The organism is Streptomyces sp. NRRL WC-3618 (assembly GCF_001280005.1).
Classification (GTDB): Bacteria; Actinomycetota; Actinomycetes; order Streptomycetales; family Streptomycetaceae; genus Streptomyces.
On sequence record NZ_LGDW01000336.1, the window covers coordinates 1 to 23,383 of the forward strand.

The window sequence follows — 23,383 nt, forward strand, 5'->3', positions numbered from 1 at the left end:
CCCGCCGCCCCCCGCCCATGCAGCAGCGAATCCCCCACCGCCACGTTGATCGGGAACACCGGTGCCTCAGCCAGCCGCCCCGCCCCCGCCTCCTTCATCGCCGCAACCAGCAGCCGGAACCTGGCGATCGAGGCCGCGAACGGGTTCTTGTCGCACCCGTGCACCGACTCCAATGCCCGCCGCACCAGCGCCCACTCGTCCGTCCCCGGCTCGGCGGCCCGCCACTTCTCCACCAAGCGACCGAAAATCCCCAGCAGGAAGTGCCCCGACCCACAAGCAGGATCAATCGTCCGCAGCCCGCCCTCCGGAGCCAGCCCGAACTCCTCGATCGCCGGCTCAAGCGTGAGGTCGAGGATGAACTCCTCCACGAACTCCGGGGTTTGCAGTAGCGCGTACGTCTTACGGGCGTGCTCGCTCAGGTCTTGGTACAGGTCGCCCAGGAAACGCGTGTCCCACTCAGGATTCGTGAAGTCGTACAGGATCTCGCCGTCCGCACCCCTTCGCCGCCAGAAGGACAGCAGCTCTGTCGCCGCCTCATAGCTCGGCGTGAGACCCCACAGCGGGTTGTGCCCGCGGTCGAAGAGCCCTGCCGCCGTCTCATTCGAGTCGGCCAGGTGCTGGAAAGCCTCCTCCAGCCAATCCCGGTTATTGAGGTGCGGCTTCTCGCGGAAGAACGCCTCGTGACGCTCCTCCGCGTCTCGAAGCCGCTCCCCCGGTCCCGCCAGGAACGGCCACTCGATCAGCCGGTTGTCCTCACAGAACCGTACGAAAACACAGCCCAGCACCCACGCCGCCGCGGCCTGCGTGACCCGCTCGTCACGCCAGGCCCCGTACGTCGCCGCGGTCCGCTTCCCCTCGCGGGCTCGCGCGTACTCCGCCTCAAGCCTGGTGCGGAACTCCTCAACGGAACCACTGCGCTCCCGCAGATCGTCCTCCAGAGCCGTGACCTGCTTCTTCAGGTCCTTAAGCAGGGCAGCCCCGCTCACACCAGCTCCCGCACCCGAACCCGCGACTGTCGTCACTTTTCGCATCCCTCTCGCACCGCAACGCCACCCACCGCAGACCGGCAGCTTGACGCTCCATCCTGCCAGCCCCATCAGCGCCTCAGTCCGCGAACAACATCTCCGAGCAGCCGCGAAATCGATTGGCAACTATCGAGCTCGATACATGGTGTGCAAAAATCACACACATGGATGGCGTGCAGAGCTGGGCCGAAGTGGGTGAGCGCATCGCTGAGGCGCGGCTTGCCGCGGGACTCAGCCAGGGCGAGCTGGCCTCGAGAGTCGATTTGGAGCGCACAGCTGTCGTCCGCATAGAGTCCGGCGACCGACGCATCACCGCGCTTGAGCTGTTTCGCCTGTCCGAAGCGCTGGGCGTGCCACTCGCGCATCTCGTCTCACGGCCTCCAGCACCGCTGGTATCGCGACGCAGCGCCCTGGACGAGAACGCGGACGACGCCTCACGTGCCCGGTACCGCCTGGACGCCCGGCTCGAAGAGCATGCCCGCCATGCCCAGTGGCTCATCGCGCACCAGTTCCTGTCTCCGCCGGAGCTGGATCCCTCGCTCCAGCGAAGCGCCTCGACTGCCGACCCGGTCGCTCTCGCGGGCGCCGCGCGCAGAGCGCTGGGAACCCCTTCCGGGCCGCTGGGGCCGCTTGCGGATGTCGTTGAACGGCTGGGGCTCTACCTGACTGTGGTCGATGAAGCCTCCGAAGGGGCTTCGCTACTGCAGGACGGCTACGGAGTGGCCGTGATCAGTGGCCAAGCCCCTCCCGGCAGGCGCCGCTGGACCGCAGCCCACGAACTCGGCCACCACCTGCTGCAGGACGAGTACCACTCTGATGCGGGCGTGGCAGCAGGGCGGGACGAGCGCGAGCAGGTCATCGACCGATTCACCGAAGAATTCCTGCTCCCTGCCACAGACGTCGTCAACGCCTGGGGACGTGTCGATGAAGGCCATACCCCGAGGGCAGTCATGCTTGATCTGGCCGCCTCCTATCGGATGTCCTGGAGCGCACTAGTCCGCAGAGCACGACACTTGGAGCTGCTCGACAGAGCAGAAGCGCAGCGGCAACAAGCAGATACCCCGGTCCGGGGCGACTTCCTGGCGGCACACGGCAGCCAGCCGGTTCCCGATCTCGAGATCGGAGCCACGGGTACTGAGTGGCGAAAGGCAGCTCTGTCCGCCTGGGCCCAAGGAGCCATCACGGCCGCTCGCACGGTCGAACTGCTCTACGGCGCGGTGGCTGAAGACGAACTCCCCAGCCGAAACCTGGAGGAATGCCTGCCGTGACCCAGGCCTCGCCTCCGGCATCCTCAGCATCGAGCCCCGTTGGTCAGTTATGCGTCTGGGACACCTCACCGCTCCACCATGCGATCAAGGCAGACAAGATCGACCTACTGGCGGACATCGCGCGGACCTGGAACGGATCCCCACGACGCAACGTCACCACGCAAGCCGTTCTCGACGAGATCAGCCACTACGGCCTGCCTCTGGCCGGACTCGACTGGCTCGAGGCCGTACACGTCGACCATCTCGAGGAACTCGCAGCGCTGGTCAAGTGGATGGATCTGGTATCCGGCCAGAACTCGAACCACGGTGAAGCCACCGTCCTCGCCTGGGCCGAAGTGCACGGTGCTGTGGCGGTTGTCGACGACGGTGACGCGCGGCGTATCGCGCGACGAGCCGGGCTCGAGGTCTGGGGCTCTCTCCGCGTTGTCGCCGAAGCAGTCAAGGAGAGTCGCGCCACCGAATACGTGGGCAACGTCCTCGTGGACGCACTCATCGACAGCGGAATGTTCTGCCCCTTCCAGCGAGGCCAGTTCATCAACTGGGCCAAGCAGAACGGCCTCCTGTGAGATCCCTCTACGTGCCCTGAACTCCGGCCCGGGGGTCCACCGCCCCCGACGCCAGCGTCTCGACAAACCTGCTGTCCAGATGCGTACGCTCCCCATCGCTGCCGATGTACTCGACCGTCCTGCCGTCCACATGCGGGTCCTGGCCGTGTGTCTCCACCGGGCACAGCAGCCACAGCCCGTGCGGTGCCTCGGCCGGGAGGCGCGCCGCGTGCTGAAGCTTGAGCAGCAGGTCGCGTCCGCCCTCGTCCCAGTAGCGGGCGAGCAGGCCGGCGTCGTAGAGGAAGAGAACCGTGCGCGGGGCGGCGGCGCGCTCCAGGAGTGAGTCCTCGATGCGTGCCCACACCGTGCGCACGTACGCCGCCAGGCCCTTGGAGATCTGGCCACTGGTGGAGAAGCGGGCGTCGACACCGAGCACCTTGTCCCAGGCCTGGTCCTTCTCGTCTGCCAACCGGCGGAATTCGGACAAGAATTCGCTGTTCACATCGACCGGTTCGACCGGGTATCGGGCGGCTACCGCCTCTGCCGTACCCGGCAGCCGCGTTCCCCTGACCGTCAGCGCGAGGAAACCGCCACGGCGCACGGCAGCGTCCAGGCGTGCCCTGATCGTGGAGTGCGGGTCCTGGGCCACCAGGCGGCTGCCGGTGACCGGAGGCATCAGGCTCGTGGCGTCGCCAGTCGAGGTCCAGGATGCCTCGGCCGCCACCCTGGGCGGGAAGAACTTGCCCTGCTCCGTGTCGTATTCGAGGGAGAAGCGCGCGTCGCTCAGTGCGTCTTCCAGCTCGGGATGCGTGGGCTCCGTACCGTCCGTCAAAAGGGACAGGTCCGGGAATCGTGCGCGCAGACGGTTGTTCAGCTCTCCGGGAGTGATGCCGTTCTCACGGCGGACCCCGGCACCGGCCTGCGAGATGCGCAGTGCCCGCTCCAGGGTCAGGTCTCGGGGGTACAGCTCCAGACGCGGGCTCGCCTGGGCCGTGGGCGCGACCGCTGCGGCCAGTGCCACGAGGCGGGTGTCTGCGAGCGGGGCGAGTCCGTCCGGTGCCGGCACGCTCCGCAGGGCGCGAATGACCGCGGCCCGTCCCGGCAGGGGGTCCTCGTGGGCCAGTCGCTCCGCTTCCTTGCCCAACGCGGCCGCGTAGTTGGCCAGTTCGCTGGGGGCGGGGTCTGCAGTGCCCGGGAGGGACTCGGCAGCGACGAGAACAGCGTCCTCCCGGCGGTGCCAGGCGAGGCGAGGCTCATGGGGTTCGGCTGCTTCGGAATCGCCTTCGCCTGCCTCCGCCTCCACCGCGGCCCGTACGACAGCGAGCGCCTTGGCGAGGGTGCGCTCCTCGGTGTCCCCGCCCGCGCCGTGCCTTATGCGCAGCTCGACGGCCAGTTCCTGGGCGGTCATCACACGGCCGGCCGCCTCGACGACCTCGACGAGAGTCGCACGGACCGGCTCCAGCCACTCGGTCTCGTACCACTCCTTGATCGCATTGCGGTGGTGGCGCGAGACCGGCGGCTGCTGAATGCCGATCCTGTCCGCGACCCGCTTCTGCACCGGCCAGGGGCCCAGCGGGGGCATCCCGCCGTCCTCGGGCGGGATGCCCAGGGTGAGGCGGATGACCTCACCACGGTGGGAGCCCTTGCGTCCGGGCGCGGGAGTGAGCCGCGCGGCCATCTCGTCCACCGAGAGGACCCCGCCCGCGTCGGCGGGGACCGGCCCGGATTCAGGATCGCGGCCTGCCGGGGGTACGGCGGGGGCAACAGGCTGCCGCAGGCTCGCGGCCCACTGCTTGCGGCGCCGGTTGAGTTCCTTGCGTACGAGTGCTCCGGCACCCCTTGCCTTGGAAATGATGTACGGCGGGACGTCCAGGAGCCCTTCGACGTCGGTTGCGCCGAGGCCGCCCGCCACCGAGATCGCCCGCTCGGAGAGCCCGGCCGCCACCAGCGGAGTCTTCAGCCCGGCTGCCCTCGCCGCGGCGTCGAGGCTGTTCTCACCTGCGTCCGAGACCGTGTCGACCGTGGCGGGTGTCGTGACGGGCTTGGCCGCATCCGCCTCGCGGAAGATCTCGTACCAGGCATCGCGCATCTGCCGCAGGGTGTCGAAGCGGTGCTCGGTGTCCCGATGCAGTGCGCGCTTGAAGAACCGGGTCAGACCGTCACTGAGCGCGTCCTCGAACAGCTCAGTGGCGACGGAGAGTTCGGCCTCGTCATTGGCCACCGGGTCGGCTTGGCCCTCACCCCACAGCGGGCGTTCGCCACTGGCCATCTCGTGCAGGGTGACGGCCGCCGCGTACCTCTCCGCGTGATCGTCGTAGTGTCCACGGCGCACTGAGTCCAGGAAGGGGTCGAGGTAGCCGCGGGTGCCCGCCTTGATGTCCCGGTCGGAAGCGTCTGCGAGCGAGAAGTCGAAGAGCATCAGCTGCCAGGTGCGGTCGCTGCGCCTGTACAGACCGAGGTTGTCCGGCTTGATGTCCCGGTGGCGTACGCCCTTCGCGGCGAGCTGGTCGAGGGCGGTGAACAGGTCGCTGCCGTACCGCTCCAGTTCGTGGTACGACAGCTTGCCGTCGGCGCGCAGTCGGGCGCCAAGGGTGCGCTCCCCCGCGTATTCCAGCTCGAGAATGGTCCTCCCGGCCAGCTCGCGTGGTCCGCCCTTGAGCTGGACCACGGTGCCGCCGCCGACCAGTTCCAGGGCACGGGCCTCGGCCCGCAGCCGCTGCGCCTTCTCCTGGTCGAGAGCAACCTTGAAGACCCGCTCCTCGGTGTACGACTCTCCGTCCTCGTCCTCGACGACCCGCTCGACGAGCAGTGCGCGGGCCGTCGCACCGGTGCCCAGGGCACGGCGTACGGACCATTCGCCGTCCAGGGACTGGCCGGGGAGAGCGGACAGTGGGTCGAGTTCGGCCACCGGCGGCTGCTCGGGGACCGCGTTCTCCTCCTCGGCTTCGTCGAGGAGGTCGATGAACCGGTCGACGGGTGCGAGCCGGTGATCGGGGTCGGGGTGAGTGGCCAGCTGGATGAGGTGGTCGAGTTCCTCGGAGAGACCGTCGGCGACCGCGATGAGACGCAGCCCGGAGTCGGTGCGCAGCCGTTCGCGCAGAGCACTGCGCCGGTCGGCCGGCGGCTCCCCCGTGAGGATGAAGTACGAGACCGCGCCCAGGCCGAACATGTCGAGATCGGCCGGATCCGCGTAGGGCTGCTCGCTCTCCGGGGCGAGGTAGACCTGCGCGGCGTCCTCGATGAGGCCGACGTCGAAAGCGGCATTACCCAGGGAACGCAGCAGGGTCGCGTTCGTGTCGAAGTCCCGCGCCGCGGTCTGCCAGTCGGTGATCCGCAGCTCGGGACGGGAGCCGTCCGGGCGGGCACTGACATAGACGGAGCGTGCGGCGAGCGCGCGATGGTAGAGCGAGCGGCTGTGGGCGTGACGTACGGCCTCGGCGAGTTGCCGTACAAGGTCCAGGCGCAGCTCGGGGGTGAGTCTTCCGCCGTGAGTGGCCAGGTACTGGTCGAGACGGAGGTCGGTCTTGCGGTGGCGGAAGAGGATCGCCGGACCCGCCTCGTGGTCGCGGATCTCGACCGCCGCCGAGATGCCACGGTGTGTGATGCCCTGGAGCACCTGGTACTCGCGGCGTGCGGCGCGCTCGGTCGCCCGCTTCGCCGACTCGTCGGCCTGCTGGCCGACCAGGTAGATCCGGACCCGGCCCTCCTCTTGCACCAGTCCGTCGACCCGCTCGGCCAACCGGTCCTCCCAGGAGGGACCGGCGTCCAGCGGGTGCGGCCGCATCCGCCAGGCATCACCGAACTTGAGATGGGCGGTCGACTGTCGTATACCGATGGCCTTGAGCAGCCGAGGCAGGTGCTGGTGCGAGAACTCCTGGGTGATGCGGCGCTCCGTCCGGTCCGGCGGCAGTCCCAGGAAGTTCTGCCAGATGCGTGGCAGCCCGCTCTCGCAGTCGTCCCTGCCGAAGACCCGGATGCGCTGGATGTCGTCGAGATGGCTCTCCAGGTCCGGAGAGGAGAGGAAGACAGCCGGTTCGATGCGCGGCAACGGACCCGTGAAGCGCAGTTGCCGCGCGGCCCACTGAAGCTGGCTTTTGAGATCCTTGGACTTGGCGTCGTTGAAGTGCAGCGGGTTGTTGATCGTCCTGGTGCGGTCGGTGCCGTGGAAGTTCCAGGTCGAGCCGGAGTTCTCCAGACGGCCCGGATGGCTCTTGATCTCGACCAGGTAGAGCCCGGCAGGGACCGCGATGAGCAGGTCGCACTCGTTGATGCGGCCGGACTGAGCGGTGAAGGAGAACGTCGCCCAGGCGCGGTACGGCTCGGCCGGCGGCATGAGACGCCGCACGTGATCGAGGGCGTCCTGTTCCCACGGATAGGGGGACGGCCTCTCCTGGTTCCACTGGTTCGCGGGCCGCGGCGGGGGGCCCGGCTTGGGCGCAGGGGGCGTGCCTGTCGCCGTCACAGTCCGACCTCCGCGGTGTCCTTCCGTTCCTGTACAGGGAGGCACAGGGAACATGCGGCCAAGAAGCTTCTGGTTGACCCTACCTTGCGGCGATTACCTCCCCCCATGCCTGCTCAGGGCTCCTGGCTGGATCTTGCACCCGAGGCTCCGAATCGAGCTAACGTTGCAGGCTGTCATCGCGGCCCGCCAGGCTTCCGCTCCCCAGGACACGCCTCCACCCGCAAGGGATTTGGCGTGCCGTGGGGGAAGTCCTTGTCGTCGTATCTGCTCCGGGAATCTGCTGCTTCGTTGGCCGAGGAGGTCAAGCGGCAACCTGGAATGGTTCATCGTCCGCTCACCGAACGGCTGATCCTGGCCTACAAGGACCAACACAAGCGGAAGAAGGGCAAGGATCAGACTGATCAGGACGGGACGCCTCCGGCGAACGGTCTTGTCGAGGCCTGGGAGAACAGTCTTCCTCCGGTGATCAATGCCCTCGTCGAGCGAGGTCTTGGTCAGGTGGAGGTGTTCATAGAGTTCGGGCTTCCGCACACCGATGCCGATGTGGACGTACTCCTGGCCGGAGTGCATCCGGGCAGCGGGGCACCGTCGTACGTGCTGGTCGAACTGAAGCAGCAACGTTCCGCCACCGTGCACCCGGAGCGGTCGGTTGCTGTCGATCTCGGCTTCTCCAACTGGAAACTGCATCCGGTGCGGCAAGTACAGAAGTACTGCGATTACCTGGTGCAGTACAAGGCTGCCCTGCGCGGTAAGCCGGAGAGCGTCGTTGGAGCCGTGCTGATGCACAACGCTCACGACGATGACGTGCGAGAACTGTTCAAGCTTCCGGAGAGCGACCATGGGCGGCTCTACACCATGGACCGGTTCGAACGGTTCCGGAAGTTGCTGGGTGCGCGGCTGGCCGCGCTGCCGGGTGGAGAGGCCGCCCAGGTGCTGATCGACTCCCCTGAGTACGATCCTCCGAAGATCGCCGACGTCAATCTCCCCACGCGTATGGGGCCGCCGGAGCGCTTCCAGCTGCTGGATGAGCAGGAGTTGGCGCACCAGGACGTGCACGAGGCGGTACGACGGGTCCGTGAGGGCGGCACCAAGGAAGTCATCATCGTCCGGGGCGGGCCGGGCAGCGGCAAGAGCGCGATCGCGCTCGAACTCCGGCGCACTCTCGACCAGGCCGGCTTGAATGTCGTTCACGCGTCGGGGGCCAAGGCACTCACGCTGACCCTTCGCGAGACCTACGCGCGCAACGCGCCGCGCGGCATGAAGGGAAAGCTGCAGAAGGAAGCCACACGGCTGTTCACCTACTTCAACCAGCTCAAGAAGCTGCCGCCGGACAGCTGTGACGTGGTCATCTGCGACGAGGCACACCGCCTTCGCCGCCACTCCATCGACCGGTACACGCCGCGAGAGGAACGGGAAAACGCTCGCCCGCAGGCCGACGAGATCATAGAGGCGGCGCGTGTCCCCGTCTTCCTGCTCGACGACTGGCAGTCACTTCGCCCCGGCGAGGTCGGCACGGCCGAGTACCTGATCGAACGCGCGAAAGCGTTGGGGCTTCGGCACACCCTCATCGACCTCGGCGGCATGTTCCGGGCCCAGGGAAGCGCCTACTACCGGGACTGGGTGCTGAAGCTGCTCAGCGTGGGTGTGCACACCCCTCAGGTCTGGGTGCCCGACGGGCGGATGCAGGTTCACCTCGCCGACTCTCCGCAGGAAATGACGGACTTCCTCGAAGAGCACCGACTCGCAGGGGCGAGTACGCGGATCGTCGCCGGTTTCTGCTGGCCGTGGAGTAATCCGGACGAGAACGGCAAGCTGGTCCCGGACGTCACCATCGACGGTTGGCAGCAGCCCTGGAACGTGAAGAGCGGCCATGCCGTGGAGGGCGCACCCGATGCCGACTTCTGGGCTACCGACCCGAGGGGAACCGGGCAGGTCGGTTGCGTCTACACCGCCCAGACCTTTGAGTTCGACTGGGTGGGTGTGATCATTGGCCCCGATCTCGTGTGGCGTGAGGGCCGTTTCGTCATCGACCGGACCGCCACCCACGATCCGGAGCTGCGGCCCAGGACGATCGACGAGGTCGATATCAACCGCTGCGTCCGTAACGCCTATCACGTCCTGTTGACCCGCGGAATCATGGGCGTGGTGATCTATTCGACGGACGAGGCCACGCGGGACGCTCTGCGCGGGCATGTGATCACCTCCGTGCAGCATCCGCTCCCCAAACCGATGCGCAAGATTGTCGGTCCGTGACAGCGCTGTTCCACCAGTCGGCCCCGCAGGCCGTTCGGTAGCATTCGATCAATCGTCAACGCGGCCCGCCGGGCTTCCGCCTCAGGACATGCCCCCACCCGCACGAGTTGTTTCGTGCTGCCTGGGGGCCTCTCTTGCTGTTCCGCGACTCCGCCACCGCGGTCGCCGCCCGCCACCTCGAAGGATCGTTGGGCCTGTATCTCACCGAGCAGTTCGCTCGGGTGCATGGGTACAGGTCGAGCATGGCGGAAGCGCGCTCCTGGGAGCGGAGCATCCCGGCACTCACCGACGCACTGCTCGATGCCGGGCTCGGTCAGGTGGAGGTACTGCTGGAGTTCGGGCTGCCGCTGACCAGCAAGCGAGCCGATGCGGTTCTCGCCGGAGTCCATCCCCGGACCGGTGAGCCGTCGTACGTCGTCGTCGAGCTCAAGCAGTGGAGTGAGGCGCATCCCGACGACGATGATCCGCTGCTGTGTTTCGTCCCCGACTACTCCCGTGCGGTTCTCAACCCCATTGAGCAGGTCCGTGGTTACTGCGACTACCTGGTCGCCTTCAACGGGGTACTGGCTCGGCGTCCTGAGTGGATTTCGGGGGTCGCCTATCTGCACAATGCGACCGCGTTCGGCGTGTCCGGCCTCGACGAAGTCGAACTCAGCGAGCGCGGCCGCATGTTCACGGCGGACAGGCGCGGGGACTTCCTGGCGTACCTGCAGTCGAAGCTGAGCGCCGCATCCGGAGCCAAGGCAGCCGACGAGTTGTTGCTCGCCAAGGTCCAGCCTTCGAAGCAGTTGATGGCCGTCGCGGCGCAGGAGGTACGCGAGCGGGAGCAGTTCGTCCTTCTCGATGAGCAGCGTGTGGCGTACGAGACCGTGCTGAAGGCTGTTGAGCGGGCACACGAAGCCGATCACAAGGAAGTTGTGATCATCACGGGTGGACCCGGGACCGGCAAGAGTGTGATCGCTCTGTCGCTGCTCGGGGAGCTGTACCGGCGTGGCGTTCCTGCCCTGCACGCGACCGGCTCGCAGTCGTTCACCAAGACGATGCGCAAGGTGGCCGGCGCGCGGAAGCCCGAAGTGCGGGACCTCTTCAAGTACTTCAACAGTTTTGTGGCCGCCAAGCGCAACAGTCTGGACGTGCTGGTGTGCGACGAAGCCCATCGCGTGCGGGAGACGTCCGCCAGCCGTTTCACTCCGGCGTCCCAGCGCACCGGGAAGCGGCAGCTTGAGGAACTGATCGACGTGGCCCGTGTGCCCGTCTTCCTCCTGGACCAGCATCAGGTTGTACGGCCCGGGGAGACGGGGACCGTCGAGGAGATCAAGGCAGCGGCCGCGCAGAAGGACCTGCAGTGCCGGGTGGTGGAACTGGACAGCCAGTTCCGCTGTGGTGGGAGCGACGCGTACCTGCGGTGGGTCGTACGGCTGCTGGGGCTGGAGGGCGACGAGGCCGTCCCATGGGAGCCCGATGGTCGGATGCAGCTCGATGTGGTCGATTCTCCGGAGGAGTTGGAAGCCCTTCTGAATGAAAGGCGGTCGAAGGGGTACGAGGCCAGGTTGTCCGCCGGGTTCTGTTGGCGCTGGTCGGATGCCAAGCCTAATGAGCCACTTCCCGCCGATGTTCAGATCGGCGAGTGGCGCCGGCCGTGGAACCTCAAGGGTGAGCGGTCGATCATGGGTGCACCACCATCAGCGCTCTGGGCCACTGACCCTGCGGGCTTCGGCCAAGTCGGCTGCGTCTACACGGCGCAGGGCTTCGAGTACGACTGGAGCGGCGTGATCATCGGACCCGACCTCGTCTGGCGGGGGAACGGCTGGGTCGTCGACCGGGCCGCTTCGAGGGATCCCGCCCTGCGGAAGGGGAACGGTAAGACTGCGGCATCGGACATCGACGCGGATCGGTTGATCCGCAATACGTACAAGGTGCTCTTGACGCGTGGAATGGTCGGCACGGCCATCTACTCGACAGATCCGGAGACTCAGGTGAAGCTACATGAGCTGGTGAAGTCTGCTAGATCGACTACTACGGTTCTCAGCGCGGGATAGTGCCGTTGAGTCAACTGCTAAGACGTCATCTCATTTGGTTCGGTAGCCTGTTGGGCGTGGTTTCGATCGTTGAGCGGCTGGTGCCGGATGAGTTGTGGGAGCTGTTCCAGCGAGTGATGCCGGAGGCGCCGTCGCGGCCTCAGGGCGGCGGTCGGCGCCGGCACGGTGACCGGGAGGTACTGGCGGCAATCGTGTTCGTGGCCACGTCGGGCTGCACGTGGCAGCAGCTGCCGTCCGCGTCGTTCGGTCCGTCGGGAGCGACGGCTCACCGGCGCTTTGTCGAGTGGTCCAAGGCCCGTGTGTGGGCCAAGGTCCACCGCCTGGTCCTCGATGAACTCGGCTCCCGCGGCGAGTTGGACTGGTCCCGCTGTGCGATCGACTCCGTCAACATGCGGGCCCTGAAAAGGGGGAGCTGACAGGCCCGAATCCTGTAGACCGGGCAAGTACGGCTCGAAGATCCACTTGATCATCGAACGGACCGGTCTGCCCCTGTCCGCCGGGATCTCCGGAGCGAACCTGCACGACAGCCAGGCACTGATCCCGCTGGTGAAAGGGATACCGCCGATCCGCTCCCGGCGCGGACGCCGACGGCGCAGACCGGGAAAGCTCCACGCCGACAAGGGATACGACTACGACCACCTGCGGCGATGGTTACGCGGGCGCGGCATCCGGCACCGCATCGCCCGCAGAGGCATCGAGTCCTCGACCCGCCTGGGCCGCCACCGCTGGACCATAGAACGCACGATGTCCTGGCTCGCCGGATGCCGCAGACTGCACCGACGCTACGAGCGCCAAGCCGAGCGCTTCCTGGCATTCACCAGCATCGCCTGCACCCTCATCTGCTACCGCAGACTCACCAAATGAGATGACCTCTAAGGCCGCAATTACGGGATGAAATCTCCCTGCCTCGTCACGAGTGCGGTCCACCGGATCGATCGCGCGATATGCAACTCGCTCGGTAGTGCCTTGGACTAAGCAGAGCTGTCTCCACCACCCCACGGCTACTTTGATGGCTACGTACGTAGCCGCGCAGCCCCGTTTGAACCGGTGCGGAACGGGTTTGTGGAACGTCGCGTAATTCCCCAGCCGGAACTTCACGGAATGGGCCAGGGACATCGCGGCGCCGACGCCTTCGTCCCCATACGGACGCCGGAGCCGCTCCTCGTTCCCCACGGTCGCCAGGATTTCCGGGCCGCCTGATAGCCGCCGATCATTAGGGCTGGTCAGGGCGGTCAAGGGTGGGCGAATGCCCAGCGCGAAGCGCCGCCGAAGGCGCCCTTGAGGGCACTGTCCAGCCCCACACTCAGCAGTCGGGCGGCCCGTCACCGGCCGCAGCCAACTGGGGAATTACGTGGAGCCGAAGGTGTCTCCGATGGGGAATTGCATGAACGCTCACAGGGTTCAGATCAGACTCTCTGACCCAACAAAAAAGGGCCCCTGGCCAGCATATTCGCTGACCAGGGGGCCTCCGCGGCAGACGAGTCGGGCTGTACGCCGGGTTCTGTCGCCCGGTCGCCTCGCGGCGGCCGGGGAGACGGCCATCCATCTAGGGCCGGCGTTGCCGCCGGCCTCGTGCGGTCTACCCGAGGACTTGGGCGGGCAGCCCTCGAACGTCCTCGCAGGAGCGTCGTCCATATCCTTGGAGACGTTCCCTTTTGACCTTGCTCCGGGTGGGGTTTACCTAGCTGCCCAGGTCGCCCTGGGCACTGGTGGTCTCTTACACCACCGTTTCACCCTTACCCGGCGCCGAAGCGTCGGGCGGTTTGTTTTCTGTGGCACTGTCCCGCGGGTCACCCCGGGTGGCCGTTAGCCATCACCCTGCCCTGTGGAGCCCGGACGTTCCTCGGGGAGCGCCCCCGAAGGGGAGTCCACGCGGCCGTCCGCCCGGCTCGTCTGCCGTGTCGACCATGCTACCGGGCGTCCGCCCCGACGCGGTCCAGTGGCCGTCGCCAGGACAGAGCCCGCCAGGATCAGGGCGAAGGCGGCGATGATGCCGGCCGTCAGCGGTTCGTCCAGGAACACGGCGCCCGCCGCCACCGCGACCGCCGGGTTGACGTACGTGAACACGGTGGCCCGGGTCGGGCCGACCTCCTTGATCAGCTCCAGGAACGCCACGAAGGCGAGGGCGGTGCAGACCACGCCCAGGACGGCCAGGGACAGCAATACGTGCGCGGACGGAAGCGCGGCCGGGCGGGTGGCCAGCGCCGCCGGGGCGTAGACCAGAGCGGCCAGCGCCAGGCAGGGCGCCGTGAGGTGGAGCGACGGGACGTCCTTGAGATGGCGGGCCGCTATCAGCGGGGCCGTGGCGTAGCCGATCACCGTCAGCAGGACCTCGGCGAGCGACCGGGCGTCGCCGCCTGTCAGGTGCGGGACGGTCAGGACCGCGACGCCCGCCAGGCCCAGGGTCAGGCCCGTGAGCCGCCGGACGCCCAGCTTCTCCGTGTTGCCGAAGAAGCGTGCGAGCGCGAGCCCGACTATCGGTACCCCGGCGATCAGGAGGCCCGCCGTGGAGCTGGAGAGGTGGCGTTCCGCGTCCGTGAGGGTCCACCAGGGACCGATGATCTCGATGACAGCGAAGGCCAGCATCGGGCGCCAGTGTGTTCGGATTGTTCGCGGGAGGCTGCCCTGGCGGATCGCGAAGGGGAGGAGGAGTGCCGCGCCCAGCACGCAGCGCGTGAACACCACCGTCGACGGGGACAGCTCCGCCTCCACCGCCACCTTGATCAGCAGGTACGGGATGCCCCAGACCACTCCCATCAGGGAGAACAACAACCAGCCGCGTGCAGTCATGCGGGCAGTGTCGGTCGTCTCAGCGCCCGCCGTCTTGAACGCTGTTGCGGTACGCCGCCGGCGTCACTCCCAGGACCCGCCGGAACCAGCGGGTCAGGTGGGCCTGGTCGGCGAAGCCGACGAGCGAGGCGACCTCGGCGGGCCGCAGCCCGGTCTCCAGCAGGCTTCTGGCCCGGCTCACGCGGTGCTGGGCGAGCCAGGCGTACGGGGGGATGCCGACCGTCGTACGGAACGCGCGCAGAAGCTGGTAGCGGGACAGGCCCAGGTCGGTGGCGAGGTCGGCGAGGGAGGGCGGGGTGGTCAGTTCGTCGGCCAGGCGGGTTCGTACGGCGTGGGCTATGCGGTCCGCGCCGGGGAGGTTGTCCGGTGTCGGGCGGGCCGTGGAGTGGCGGCGGGCCAGTGCGGTGAGCAGCCAGGGGATGCGGGACTCGGCTTCCAGCGGGTCCGGGCAGGTGGTCAGGTCGGTGTGTGCGGCGCGGAAGGCTGCGGCCAGTTCGGGGTCGTCGAGGAGGGGCTCGCGGAAGTGGGGGAAGCCGCCGGTGGTGCCGTCGGTGAGGAGGGAGGTGTCGGCGTACAGGGCTCGGTAGGCGTAGCCGTCGGCGGTGTCCGGGCCGCCGGTGTGCATCTCTCCGGGGTCCAGTACGACGATGGAACCGGGCCTGGGACGCAGGCGGCCACCCCGGTAGTCGATGACCTCGGAGCCGCCGACGCACAGCCCGACCGTGAACTCGTCGTGGGCGTGCGGGGCGTAGACGTGCCGGTCGAAACGGGCGGTGAGCAGATCCAGCGTGGGGCCGCGATGGCCGAGCCTCGCTCTGGTCCACAGCGCCTGTTCCCGTGTGCCCCCGCCTGCGTTCACGGCTCCACGGTACTTCGCGGGCGTCAGAGAAACTCTGCCGTGTCCAGGTCGAAGGCGAAGGGAGCCGGGAGGGCCAGCGGCTTACCGAAGGGGGCGGTGCGGGACCGGCCGTAGCCGTCCTTTCCCGGGTCGCTGAACAGCGTGACCGAGGCCGCGTCTCGGTCGACGAGCAGGTAGAGGGGGATCTTGGCCCGAGCGTAGCAGCGGGGCTTGGTCTCGAGGTCGATCCACGGGTGGAGGTAGGTGACCTCGACGACCATGGCCACTCCGGCGCATGGCATCCAGGGCGGAGCTCCGCGGAAGAGCCGTGGCTCAGCGGGTGCCACCGTGCTGTCCGGGATCACGTGATCGTCCGGGCACAAGGGGCTGAAGCTGGGCAGCTTCAGCCCCTTGTGCCCGGAGAACTGCATGCCTGTCCGGGACCTCAGGTGGATCTGGCGGCCGATCTCGCTGAGACAGTGCTCGTGCCGGCCGTCGGGCACAGATGCCAGGTGGATCTGGCCCTCGACCAGTTGCGCCCGAAAGCCCAGGGGGAGCTCCAGCTCCAGGAACCCAGCCAGCACTTCCTCTGCCGCCCGCCGCAGCTGGTCGTCTGTCGATCCCGGCATACCGCCTCCTTGTCGGAAGGAGACCAGCGTGCGGCACGCACGGACGCACTGCCCCGGAGTCGAGGCGTGTTCCCTCGTTCGCGGTACGTCCCCGTCGTCACGCCGGAGCGAACCGCACCCCCGCCACCCCCAGCTCGGCCCGTGTCAGCCGTACCCGTAGCCGCTCGCCCAGGGGCAGCGGAACCCCGTTGCCCTCGATCCTTGCCACCACCGCCGGAGTGTCCAACTGCACCGTCCCGATCGTGGGTCTGTGTTCCTCCACGTCCACCACGCAGCCCTCGAAGACCTCGCCCACCCTGTCCTTGAGCAGCGCCGCCTCGACGATGTCCACGCTGCCGCGTTCCGCCGCGCCCGCCCGTTGGCCGCCGGCCGCCATCTCCTTGGGGAGTGCGTCCAGGGCCGCCGACACCCAGTCGGGCAGGGGCTGTTCGGCTACGGCGGCCAGGCAGATCTCCGAGGCGTACCGGTCGGCGAGGCGGCGTAGTGGGGCCGTGCAGTGGGCGTAGGGGGCCGCTACGGCCGAGTGGGTCGTGATGTCCGGCAGGGCGCCGTCATGGAACACCGTGTAGCCCGCGCCTCTCAGCAGCGTCGTGCACTCCTGGAGGAAGGCCGCGTGGTGGGGGCGGTGGGGGTCCAGGGAGCGGATCAGGGCCGCGTACGACACGTGGTGCGGCCAGTCGATGTGCAGGGCCTGGGCGGTGCGGCGCAGGCGGCCGACGGCGCCGTCCGGGGCGGCGGGGAGCGTGCGGAGCACTCCCGTGCCGTGCGTCAGCATCAGGTCGGCCGCCGCCATGCCGGTGAGGAGGGAGAGTTGCGCGTTCCAGCCCTCGGCGGGGAGCGGGGCGCGGTACGTGAGGGTGTAGGTGTGCGCGTTCTCGACGATCTCCTGTTCGGGAACGTTCAGGGAGATTCCGCCGCGTTCGATTTCGAGGCGTTCCCGGGCCTCGCCGATGTCCTTGAGGAGGGCCAGCGGCTCCTCCGCGGTGCCGGCGTCGAGCCTGCGCTGTACGTCCTCGTAGTCGAGTTTGGCGCGGCTGCGTACGAGGGCCCGGTGGACGTCGGCGGTGACGGTGCGGCCGTCCGCGTCCAGGTCGATCGTCCAGAGGGCGGCCGGGCGGGTTCGGCCGGGGAGGAGGCTCGCCGCGTCCTCGCCCAGTACCGGTGGGTGCAGTGGGGTCTTCCCGTCCGGGAAGTACAGGGTGGTGACCCGGCGATGCGTCTCCTTGTCCAGCGGTCCGCCGGGTACGACGAAGGCGGCGACGTCCGCGATGGCGTACCGGACGCGGAAGCCGCCGCCCGGGCGGCGGGACAGGTGCATCGCCTGGTCGAGGTCCGTGGAGGTGGGCGGGTCGATCGTGAGGAACGGGATGTCCGTGGCGTCCCTCGCCGGGAGGGCGGGGAGCCTGGCCGCCCGCTCCGCCTCGGCCAGTACGGCCGGCGGGAAGCTGTCGGGGACACCCAGTTCGGTGCGCAGCGCGGTGAGGGCGGCCCGGAGGGGGGCTTCGGGGGCGCCGGTCACGCGGATGTGGCGGCGGGGCATGGAACGAGCGTAGGCACAATCCGGCGGGCCCGCCTCACCACGCTCACCACGTAATCTGACGCGAGTCCGCGCCGCGTACCCGTTGGGAGAAATCACCGTGCTCGTCCTGCTGCCCCCCTCCGAAGGCAAGGCCGCTTCGGGGCGCGGCGCCCCGCTGAAGCTGGAGTCGCTGTCCTTGCCGGGGCTGACCGCTGCCCGTGAGGCGGTGCTCGGGGAGCTTGTCGAGCTGTGCGTCGGGGACGAGGACAAGGCGCGCGAGGTGCTGGGGCTCAGTGAGGGGCTGCGGGGTGAGGTCGCCAAGAACGTCGGCCTGCTCACGGCCGGCGCGCGGCCCGCCGGGCAGGTCTACACGGGGGTGCTGTACGACGCCCTCGACCTCGCGTCTCTCGACGCCGCCGCGAAGAGGCGGGCCGCGCGGTCGTTGCTCGTCTTCTCGGGGCTGTGGGGCGCCGTCCGGGTCACGGACCGTATCCCCTCGTACCGCTGCTCGATGGGTGTGCGGCTGCCCGGGATCGGCGCGCTGGCCGCGCACTGGCGGGATCCGATGGCCGCCGTCCTGCCCGAGGCGGCCGGTGACGGGCTGGTTCTCGATCTGCGGTCCTCCGCCTATACGGGGGCCTGGAAGCCGAAGGGGGAGGTTGCCGGGCGGACGGCGACCGTGCGGGTGCTGCACGCGCCGACCCGGAAAGTCGTCAGCCACTTCAACAAGGCGACCAAGGGGCGGATCGTGCGGAGTCTGGTGAGCGCGGGTGCGGTGCCCTCCGGGCCGGGGGAGCTGGTGGAGGCGTTGCGGGATCTCGGGTATGTGGTGGAGTTCGAGGCACCGAGGAGGTCGGGGGCGGCGTGGGAGCTTGATGTGCTGGTGGACGAGATTCACTGAAAGGCGCTCCGCGAGGGGGGGCGCTGTGTTGTTCGTTGTTCGGCGTCTGCTGCGCCGCTGTGGCTTGTCGCGCGGTTCACCGCCCCCCTGACAGGGCGCCCTATTGCAGCATATGCAACGCCCTTTGCGCAGCCTGCAAACGCCGGGCAGGATGAGGCTCATGCCGAGCCCCTCCGTGCCCTTCCCCTCCGTGCACTTCCCCTCCGTTCTCGATCTCGCGCCCGTCGTCCCCGTGGTCGTCGTCGAGGAGCTGGCCGACGCCGTGCCGCTCGCTCGTGCGCTCGTCGCCGGGGGGCTGCCCGCCATCGAGGTCACCCTGCGTACGCCCGTCGCGCTCGACGCCATCCGGGCTGTCGCCGATGCCGTTCCGGACGCGGTGGTCGGCGCGGGCACCCTCATTTCGCCGGCGCAGGTGTCCGACGTCGTCGCCGCCGGGGCCCGTTTTCTCGTCAGCCCGGGGTGGACCGACGTACTGCTGGAGTCCATGCGGGCGTCCGGTGTGCCGTTTCTGCCCGGGGTGTCGACCGCGTCGGAGGTCGTCGCGCTGTTGGAGCGTGGGGTGCGGGAGATGAAGTTCTTCCCGGCCGAGGCGGCGGGCGGCACCGCGTATCTGAAGGCCCTGTCCGGGCCGCTTCCCCAGGCCCGGTTCTGCCCGACCGGGGGGATCGGCCCCGCGAACGCGCCCGAGTATCTCGCGCTGCCCAACGTCGGCTGTGTGGGCGGGAGTTGGATGCTTCCGGCGGATGCGATCGCCGCGCGCGACTGGGACCGGGTCGAGGCGCTGGCCCGTCAGGCGTCCACTCTCAAATGATCAACAGCGCTCAGCGCAGGTGGGACGTGTCGTTGAAGAGCCGCACGCTCGCGTTGCCGTCCCGGTAGTACGCCACCGCCGACAGTGAGGCCGCCGAGAGTTCCATACGGAACAGGGACTCGGGCGGGGCGCCCAGGGCCAGGCGGATGAGGGTCTTGATCGGGGTCACGTGGGTGACCAGCAGGACCGTACGGCCCGCGTGGGCCGCGATCAGCTTGTCGCGGGTGACGGCCATCCGGCGTGCGGTCGCCGCGAAGCTCTCGCCGCCGCCCGTCGGTTCGGCCTTCGGGGAGGTCAGCCAGGCGTTCATGTCGTCCGGGTAGCGCTCGCGCACCTCGCCGAAGGTCAGGCCCTCCCACGCGCCGAAGTCCGTCTCGCGCAGGCCGTCGTCGACGGTCACGTCGAGGCCGAGGCGGGTCGCCACGGCCTCGGCGGTCTGGCGGGTGCGGGCCAGCGGGGAGGCGATGATCGCCTCGATCGTGCCGCGCCGGGCCAGGGACTCCGCCACGCGTTCGGCCTGGTCCCGGCCCACGTCGGAGAGGGACGGGTCGGTGCCGCCGCTGCCCGAGAAGCGCTTCTGGGGGGTCAGGGGGGTCTCACCGTGGCGCAGGAGGACGAACGTCGCGGGCGGGCCGAGGTCGGCGGGCGCCGACCAGCCGGTGGCCACCTTCGTGGCGGCGCCGGTGTCCGCGTCGGCGGCAGTGGAGGTGGGGCCCGCGTCCAGCTCCGCCGTCGACGTCGACGCCGACCACTGTTCGCCGCGCTTGCCCGCGTCCATCGCCTCGTTCGCCAAGCGGTCCGCGTGCTTGTTCTCCCCGCGCGGGATCCACTCGTACGTCACCTGTCCGACGACCGAGAACACCCGTGCCGCCTCCGCCGCCAGGGGCTTCATGTCCGGGTGCTTGATCTTCCAGCGGCCGGACATCTGCTCGACGACCAGCTTGGAGTCCATCCGGACGTGGACGGTGGCGTTCGGGTCCAGCTGGTGGGCGGCGCGCAGGCCGGCGACCAGGCCCCGGTACTCGGCGACGTTGTTCGTGGCGATGCCGATGTACTCGGCCGCCTCCACCAGCGTCTCGCCCGTGGCCGCGTCGATGACGACCGAGCCGTAGCCCGCGGGACCCGGGTTGCCCCGGGAACCGCCGTCGGCCTCGACGATGAACTCCCGCACGCCACTTGCTCCTTGCTGAACCGCGCTGAACTGGCAGACCGGAAAGACCGCCGGCCTACAGACCCGACTCCGACGTGCGCACCAGGATGCGGCGGCAGTTCTCGCAGCGCAGTACAGCGTCGCGGGGAGCGGCCTTCACCTCGTTGACCTCGGTGATGTTCAGCTCCAGGCGGCAGCCCTCGCAACGGCGCTGGTAGAGGCGGGCGGCGCCGACTCCGCCCTGCTGAAGGCGCAGCTTGTCGTACAGCTTGAGGAGGTCGTCGGGCACCGAACCCGCGATGACCTCGCGCTCCTTGGTCGCCGTGGCCACCTCACCGGCGAGGGATTCGTACGCCGCCTCGCGCCGCGCGGTCGCGTCGTCGATCTTGCCCTGGACGGCGCCGACCCGCTCGGTCAGCTCGGCGACCCGCTCCTGCGCGGACTCCCGGCGCTCCATGACCTCCAGGACGATGTCCTCGAGGTCGCCCTGCCGCTTGGCGAGGGAGACGATCTCGCGCTGGAGGTTCTCCAGGTCCCTGGGCGAGCTGACGGCACCGGAGTCCAGGCGCTGCTGGTCGCGGGTGGCGCGCTGGCGCACCTGGTCCACGTCCTGCTCGGCCTTGGTCTGCTCGCGGCCGCAGTCGCTCTCCTCGGTCGTGGCGGCCACCAGCAGGTCGCGCAACTGCGTGAGGTCCTTGGTCAGCGACTCGATCTCGGCGTGCTCGGGCAGCGACTTGCGCTTGTGCGCGAGCTGCTGGAGGCGTACGTCGAGAGCCTGGACGTCGAGAAGTCGGATCTGGTCGGCGGGCTCGGCGTTCAGTTGGGGGCTCCCAGTGCTTCAGAGGTGGTGGTGGACGCCGCGTGGGCGGTCCAGGGGTCGGTGACCGTGGCGGAGACATGGACCCGAAGGCCCCATCCGTTCCGGTCGGAGATCTGGTCGAGCTCGGCGGCGGCCAGCTCGCACCAGGGCCACTCGGTGGCCCAGTGCGCCGCGTCGAGCAGCGCGAGGGGGCTGTGCGCACGCGCTTCGGACACCGGGTGGTGGCGCAGGTCCGCGGTGAGGAAGGCGTCGACACCGGCCGCGCGTACGTCGTCGAAGAGACTGTCGCCCGAGCCGCCGCTGACGGCGACCGTCCGGACGAGGGCCTCGGGGTCGCCGGCGACCCGGATGCCCTGCGCGGTCGCGGGCAGCCGTTCGGCGGCGCGGGCCGCGAACTCGCGGACGGTCAGCGGATGGTCCAGCTCGCAGACCCGGCCGAGGCCACGCCGGCCGGCGGGGTCGGAGGGGTCCGGTACGAGCGGTCGTACGACGCGCAGGTCGAGGGCGCCCGCGAGGGCGTCGCTGACTCCGGGATCGGCGCGGTCGGCGTTGGTGTGGGCGACGTGGAGGGCGACGTCGTGCTTGATGAGGGTGTGCACGACCCGGCCCTTGAAGGTGTCCGCCGCGACCGTGGTCGTCCCGCGCAGATAGAGCGGGTGGTGGGTGACCAGCAGGTCGGCGCCCAGCTTCACGGCTTCGTCGACGATGTCCTGGACGGGGTCCACGGCGAACAGGACCCGGGAGACCTCCTGGTCGGGGTCGCCCACGACCGTGCCGACCGCGTCCCAGGACTCGGCCCGCTCGGGGGGCCACAGGGCGTCCAGCGCGGCGATGACTTCAGACAGACGAGGCACAACGCCAGGCTACCTGGCTGCCCTGTGCGCCTGAACCGGCGCCGCTCTCGGCCGCCCCTTCACACCCCGGCCAGCACACACGCCACCTTTTCCTCAGGCGAATCGTTACTTGGCCATCCTTATGTGTGAAATGCCTGTTGCCGACCCCCCGTCTGCGCGGGCGAAAACTACTTTCGTCGCCGGAGGTGACCGATCGATGACGGCCTGTGCGATCGAACCCGCGGTGGGGTCCCCGCGGACTGAGTGCGCGATCACGGCGGACGGGGCCTACGCGGCCCGGCTCGCACGCATCGGCGACTCCTGGTTCCCGGAGCGCTGGACGCTCGACGGGCCCGAGCCGTACGCCGTGCCGCTGCCCGGCAACCAGCCGGAGGAGCCCGGTACACAGGTGCTGCCGATGGGCGACGGGCGCGTCCTCATCCACCGCCCGATCGACGGCCGGCACACCTTCGCGCTGCTCTACCCGACCGGCCCCGGCACCGGCGAACTCCCCCTCGGCGCCGTCGAGTGCGCCGACCCCGGCACCCCGCTGCGGCTGCTGCCCCCGGCTCCGGGCGGCGACCGCGCGTACGCCCTCACCCTGGGCCGGCGTTCGACGACGGTGTGGCTAGTGGCGGGCGGCGCCTTCGGGCCCGAGTACGTCGCGGAGGTCCCCGGTCGCTGTTCGGGCGGGGTCTGGCTGGACCGCACGGGCCGACTGCTCGCCCTGGACCGGGAGGTCGGGGGGCGCACGAAGGCGGTCGTGGTCGACCTGGAGCGCGACGGCGAGGTGTCGCCGCTGCTCCAGATCTCGGCGGACAGCAACGACCGGCTGCTGCTCGCGGACGCGGACAGCGGGCTGCTGCTGATCGGCTCGGACGCGCCCTCGGCCGGGGGGCAGGAACGGTTGGGCTGGGGGGTGCTGGGCAGCACGCTGCCGGTGCGTTTCCCGGAGTCCCTGCGGATCGACGGGTGCGCGCTCACGCCGTTCGCGATCCAGCCCGGTCAGGTGCTGACGCCGGAGAGCTGCGGGGTGGCCCTGCGGGTCCAGGGTCCGGCGGGGAGCTGGGTGGGGGTGTGGCGGCCCTCCGCGCGACAGCTGCGGCACTTCCCGGCGCCGCAGGGGTGGCTGCCGGGGGTCGGGCTGTGGAGCAGGGACGGGGAGCTTCAACTGCCCTACGCGACGGGCGAGGTGCCGTGCGGGGTGGTTCGGGTGCGGGCAGCGGAGGTCGAGGTGAGGGCGGAGGACGCGGCTTCGGGAGCATTGACGGGGGCGGGAGCGGGAGCGGTGACAGGGGCGGGGGCCGGGACTCGGATCGAGACCGGTCCGGTGGTGGGTCCCGCGGCGCCTGTCGCCGCGGCCCGGCCCGTGCCCCTGCAGCAGGCTCCGCTGGGGCGGGTCGTGACGAAGACCGGGAAGCCCGGTAACGAACTGGCGAAGCTTGTAACGAACTAATCCCGGTCGGCGTGTGGGACTCGTGTCACCCCGAGGTGCGCCGG

Annotated in this window: 15 protein-coding genes, 1 other RNA gene and 2 pseudogenes; 8 read left to right on the top strand and 10 right to left on the bottom strand. The window is 69.3% G+C overall.

Annotated elements, in window-relative coordinates:
• The coding region (gene pglX / locus ADL01_RS24645; protein ID WP_107090984.1) for a BREX-2 system adenine-specific DNA-methyltransferase PglX at window positions 1-1,031 on the bottom strand (1,031 nt) is incomplete at its 3' end.
• A 158-nt stretch (window positions 1,032-1,189) separates the two neighbouring features.
• Between pglX and ADL01_RS24650 the strand changes: the two genes are divergently transcribed.
• Together ADL01_RS24650 and ADL01_RS24655 are read left to right on the top strand one after the other, a co-directional pair.
• Window positions 1,190-2,293, top strand: a complete 1,104-nt coding sequence (locus tag ADL01_RS24650; protein ID WP_078960733.1) for a helix-turn-helix domain-containing protein — start codon at window positions 1,190-1,192, stop codon at window positions 2,291-2,293.
• On the top strand, window positions 2,290-2,859 hold the full coding sequence (locus tag ADL01_RS24655; protein ID WP_053744204.1) for a hypothetical protein: 570 nt from the start codon (window positions 2,290-2,292) through the stop codon (window positions 2,857-2,859). The genes ADL01_RS24650 and ADL01_RS24655 overlap by 4 nt, the downstream gene beginning before the upstream one ends.
• 7 nt (window positions 2,860-2,866) lie before the next feature.
• Here the strand turns inward: ADL01_RS24655 and pglW are convergent, their stop codons facing one another.
• Entirely contained in the window at window positions 2,867-7,354 is a 4,488-nt protein-coding gene (gene pglW / locus ADL01_RS24660; protein ID WP_053744205.1) for a BREX system serine/threonine kinase PglW, read from the bottom strand.
• Window positions 7,355-7,588: 234 nt separating this feature from the next.
• On the opposite strand from pglW, the gene ADL01_RS24665 reads away from it, so the two are divergent.
• From ADL01_RS24665 to ADL01_RS43960, 3 genes and pseudogenes are all read left to right on the top strand, one after another.
• Entirely contained in the window at window positions 7,589-9,553 is a 1,965-nt protein-coding gene (locus ADL01_RS24665) for a DUF2075 domain-containing protein (RefSeq protein WP_159049620.1), read from the top strand.
• Between the two features lie 134 nt (window positions 9,554-9,687).
• Entirely contained in the window at window positions 9,688-11,592 is a 1,905-nt protein-coding gene (locus tag ADL01_RS24670; protein ID WP_053744207.1) for a DUF2075 domain-containing protein, read from the top strand.
• 116 nt (window positions 11,593-11,708) lie between these two features.
• Window positions 11,709-12,456: pseudogene (locus ADL01_RS43960) on the top strand (IS5 family transposase).
• 610 nt (window positions 12,457-13,066) lie between these two features.
• On the opposite strand, the gene rnpB reads toward ADL01_RS43960, so the two are convergent.
• The 5 genes and pseudogenes from rnpB to ADL01_RS24700 form a co-directional block, all read right to left on the bottom strand.
• Window positions 13,067-13,484: RNase P RNA component class A (rnpB, locus tag ADL01_RS24905), an RNA gene on the bottom strand.
• A gap of 115 nt (window positions 13,485-13,599) precedes the next feature.
• Window positions 13,600-14,382, bottom strand: a pseudogene (locus ADL01_RS47880) (DMT family transporter); the annotation flags it as partial.
• Between the two features lie 19 nt (window positions 14,383-14,401).
• Window positions 14,402-15,241: an AraC family transcriptional regulator gene (locus ADL01_RS24690; RefSeq protein ID WP_053744210.1), complete on the bottom strand. Its 840-nt coding sequence runs from the start codon at window positions 15,239-15,241 to the stop codon at window positions 14,402-14,404.
• Between the two features lie 23 nt (window positions 15,242-15,264).
• Entirely contained in the window at window positions 15,265-15,849 is a 585-nt protein-coding gene (locus tag ADL01_RS24695) for a Uma2 family endonuclease (RefSeq protein ID WP_053744211.1), read from the bottom strand.
• 97 nt (window positions 15,850-15,946) lie between these two features.
• On the bottom strand, window positions 15,947-17,389 hold the full coding sequence (locus tag ADL01_RS24700; protein ID WP_053744212.1) for an RNB domain-containing ribonuclease: 1,443 nt from the start codon (window positions 17,387-17,389) through the stop codon (window positions 15,947-15,949).
• A gap of 97 nt (window positions 17,390-17,486) precedes the next feature.
• On the opposite strand from ADL01_RS24700, the gene yaaA reads away from it, so the two are divergent.
• Together yaaA and eda are read left to right on the top strand one after the other, a co-directional pair.
• A complete protein-coding gene (gene yaaA / locus ADL01_RS24705) occupies window positions 17,487-18,269 on the top strand; it encodes a peroxide stress protein YaaA (RefSeq protein WP_053744213.1) in 783 nt (260 codons plus the stop codon).
• Window positions 18,270-18,429: 160 nt separating this feature from the next.
• Complete coding sequence (eda, locus tag ADL01_RS24710; RefSeq protein ID WP_053744214.1) at window positions 18,430-19,080, top strand: bifunctional 4-hydroxy-2-oxoglutarate aldolase/2-dehydro-3-deoxy-phosphogluconate aldolase; 651 nt, start codon at window positions 18,430-18,432, stop codon at window positions 19,078-19,080.
• 10 nt (window positions 19,081-19,090) lie between these two features.
• Here eda and ADL01_RS24715 read toward each other — a convergent pair whose 3' ends face one another.
• From ADL01_RS24715 to ADL01_RS24725, 3 genes are read right to left on the bottom strand one after another with little or no spacing between them, the layout of a single operon-like run.
• Window positions 19,091-20,251 (bottom strand): bifunctional RNase H/acid phosphatase, encoded by a 1,161-nt coding sequence (locus tag ADL01_RS24715; protein WP_053744215.1) that lies wholly within the window; start codon window positions 20,249-20,251, stop codon window positions 19,091-19,093.
• A 55-nt stretch (window positions 20,252-20,306) separates the two neighbouring features.
• Window positions 20,307-21,050, bottom strand: coding sequence for a zinc ribbon domain-containing protein (locus ADL01_RS24720; RefSeq protein ID WP_078960736.1), 744 nt, complete (start codon window positions 21,048-21,050; stop codon window positions 20,307-20,309).
• A complete protein-coding gene (locus ADL01_RS24725) occupies window positions 21,047-21,904 on the bottom strand; it encodes a Nif3-like dinuclear metal center hexameric protein (RefSeq protein WP_053744216.1) in 858 nt (285 codons plus the stop codon). Before ADL01_RS24725 ends, ADL01_RS24720 begins: the two co-directional genes overlap by 4 nt.
• A 196-nt stretch (window positions 21,905-22,100) precedes the next feature.
• On the opposite strand from ADL01_RS24725, the gene ADL01_RS24730 reads away from it, so the two are divergent.
• Window positions 22,101-23,339: a hypothetical protein gene (locus tag ADL01_RS24730; RefSeq protein ID WP_053744217.1), complete on the top strand. Its 1,239-nt coding sequence runs from the start codon at window positions 22,101-22,103 to the stop codon at window positions 23,337-23,339.
• Window positions 23,340-23,383 lie beyond the last annotated feature (44 nt).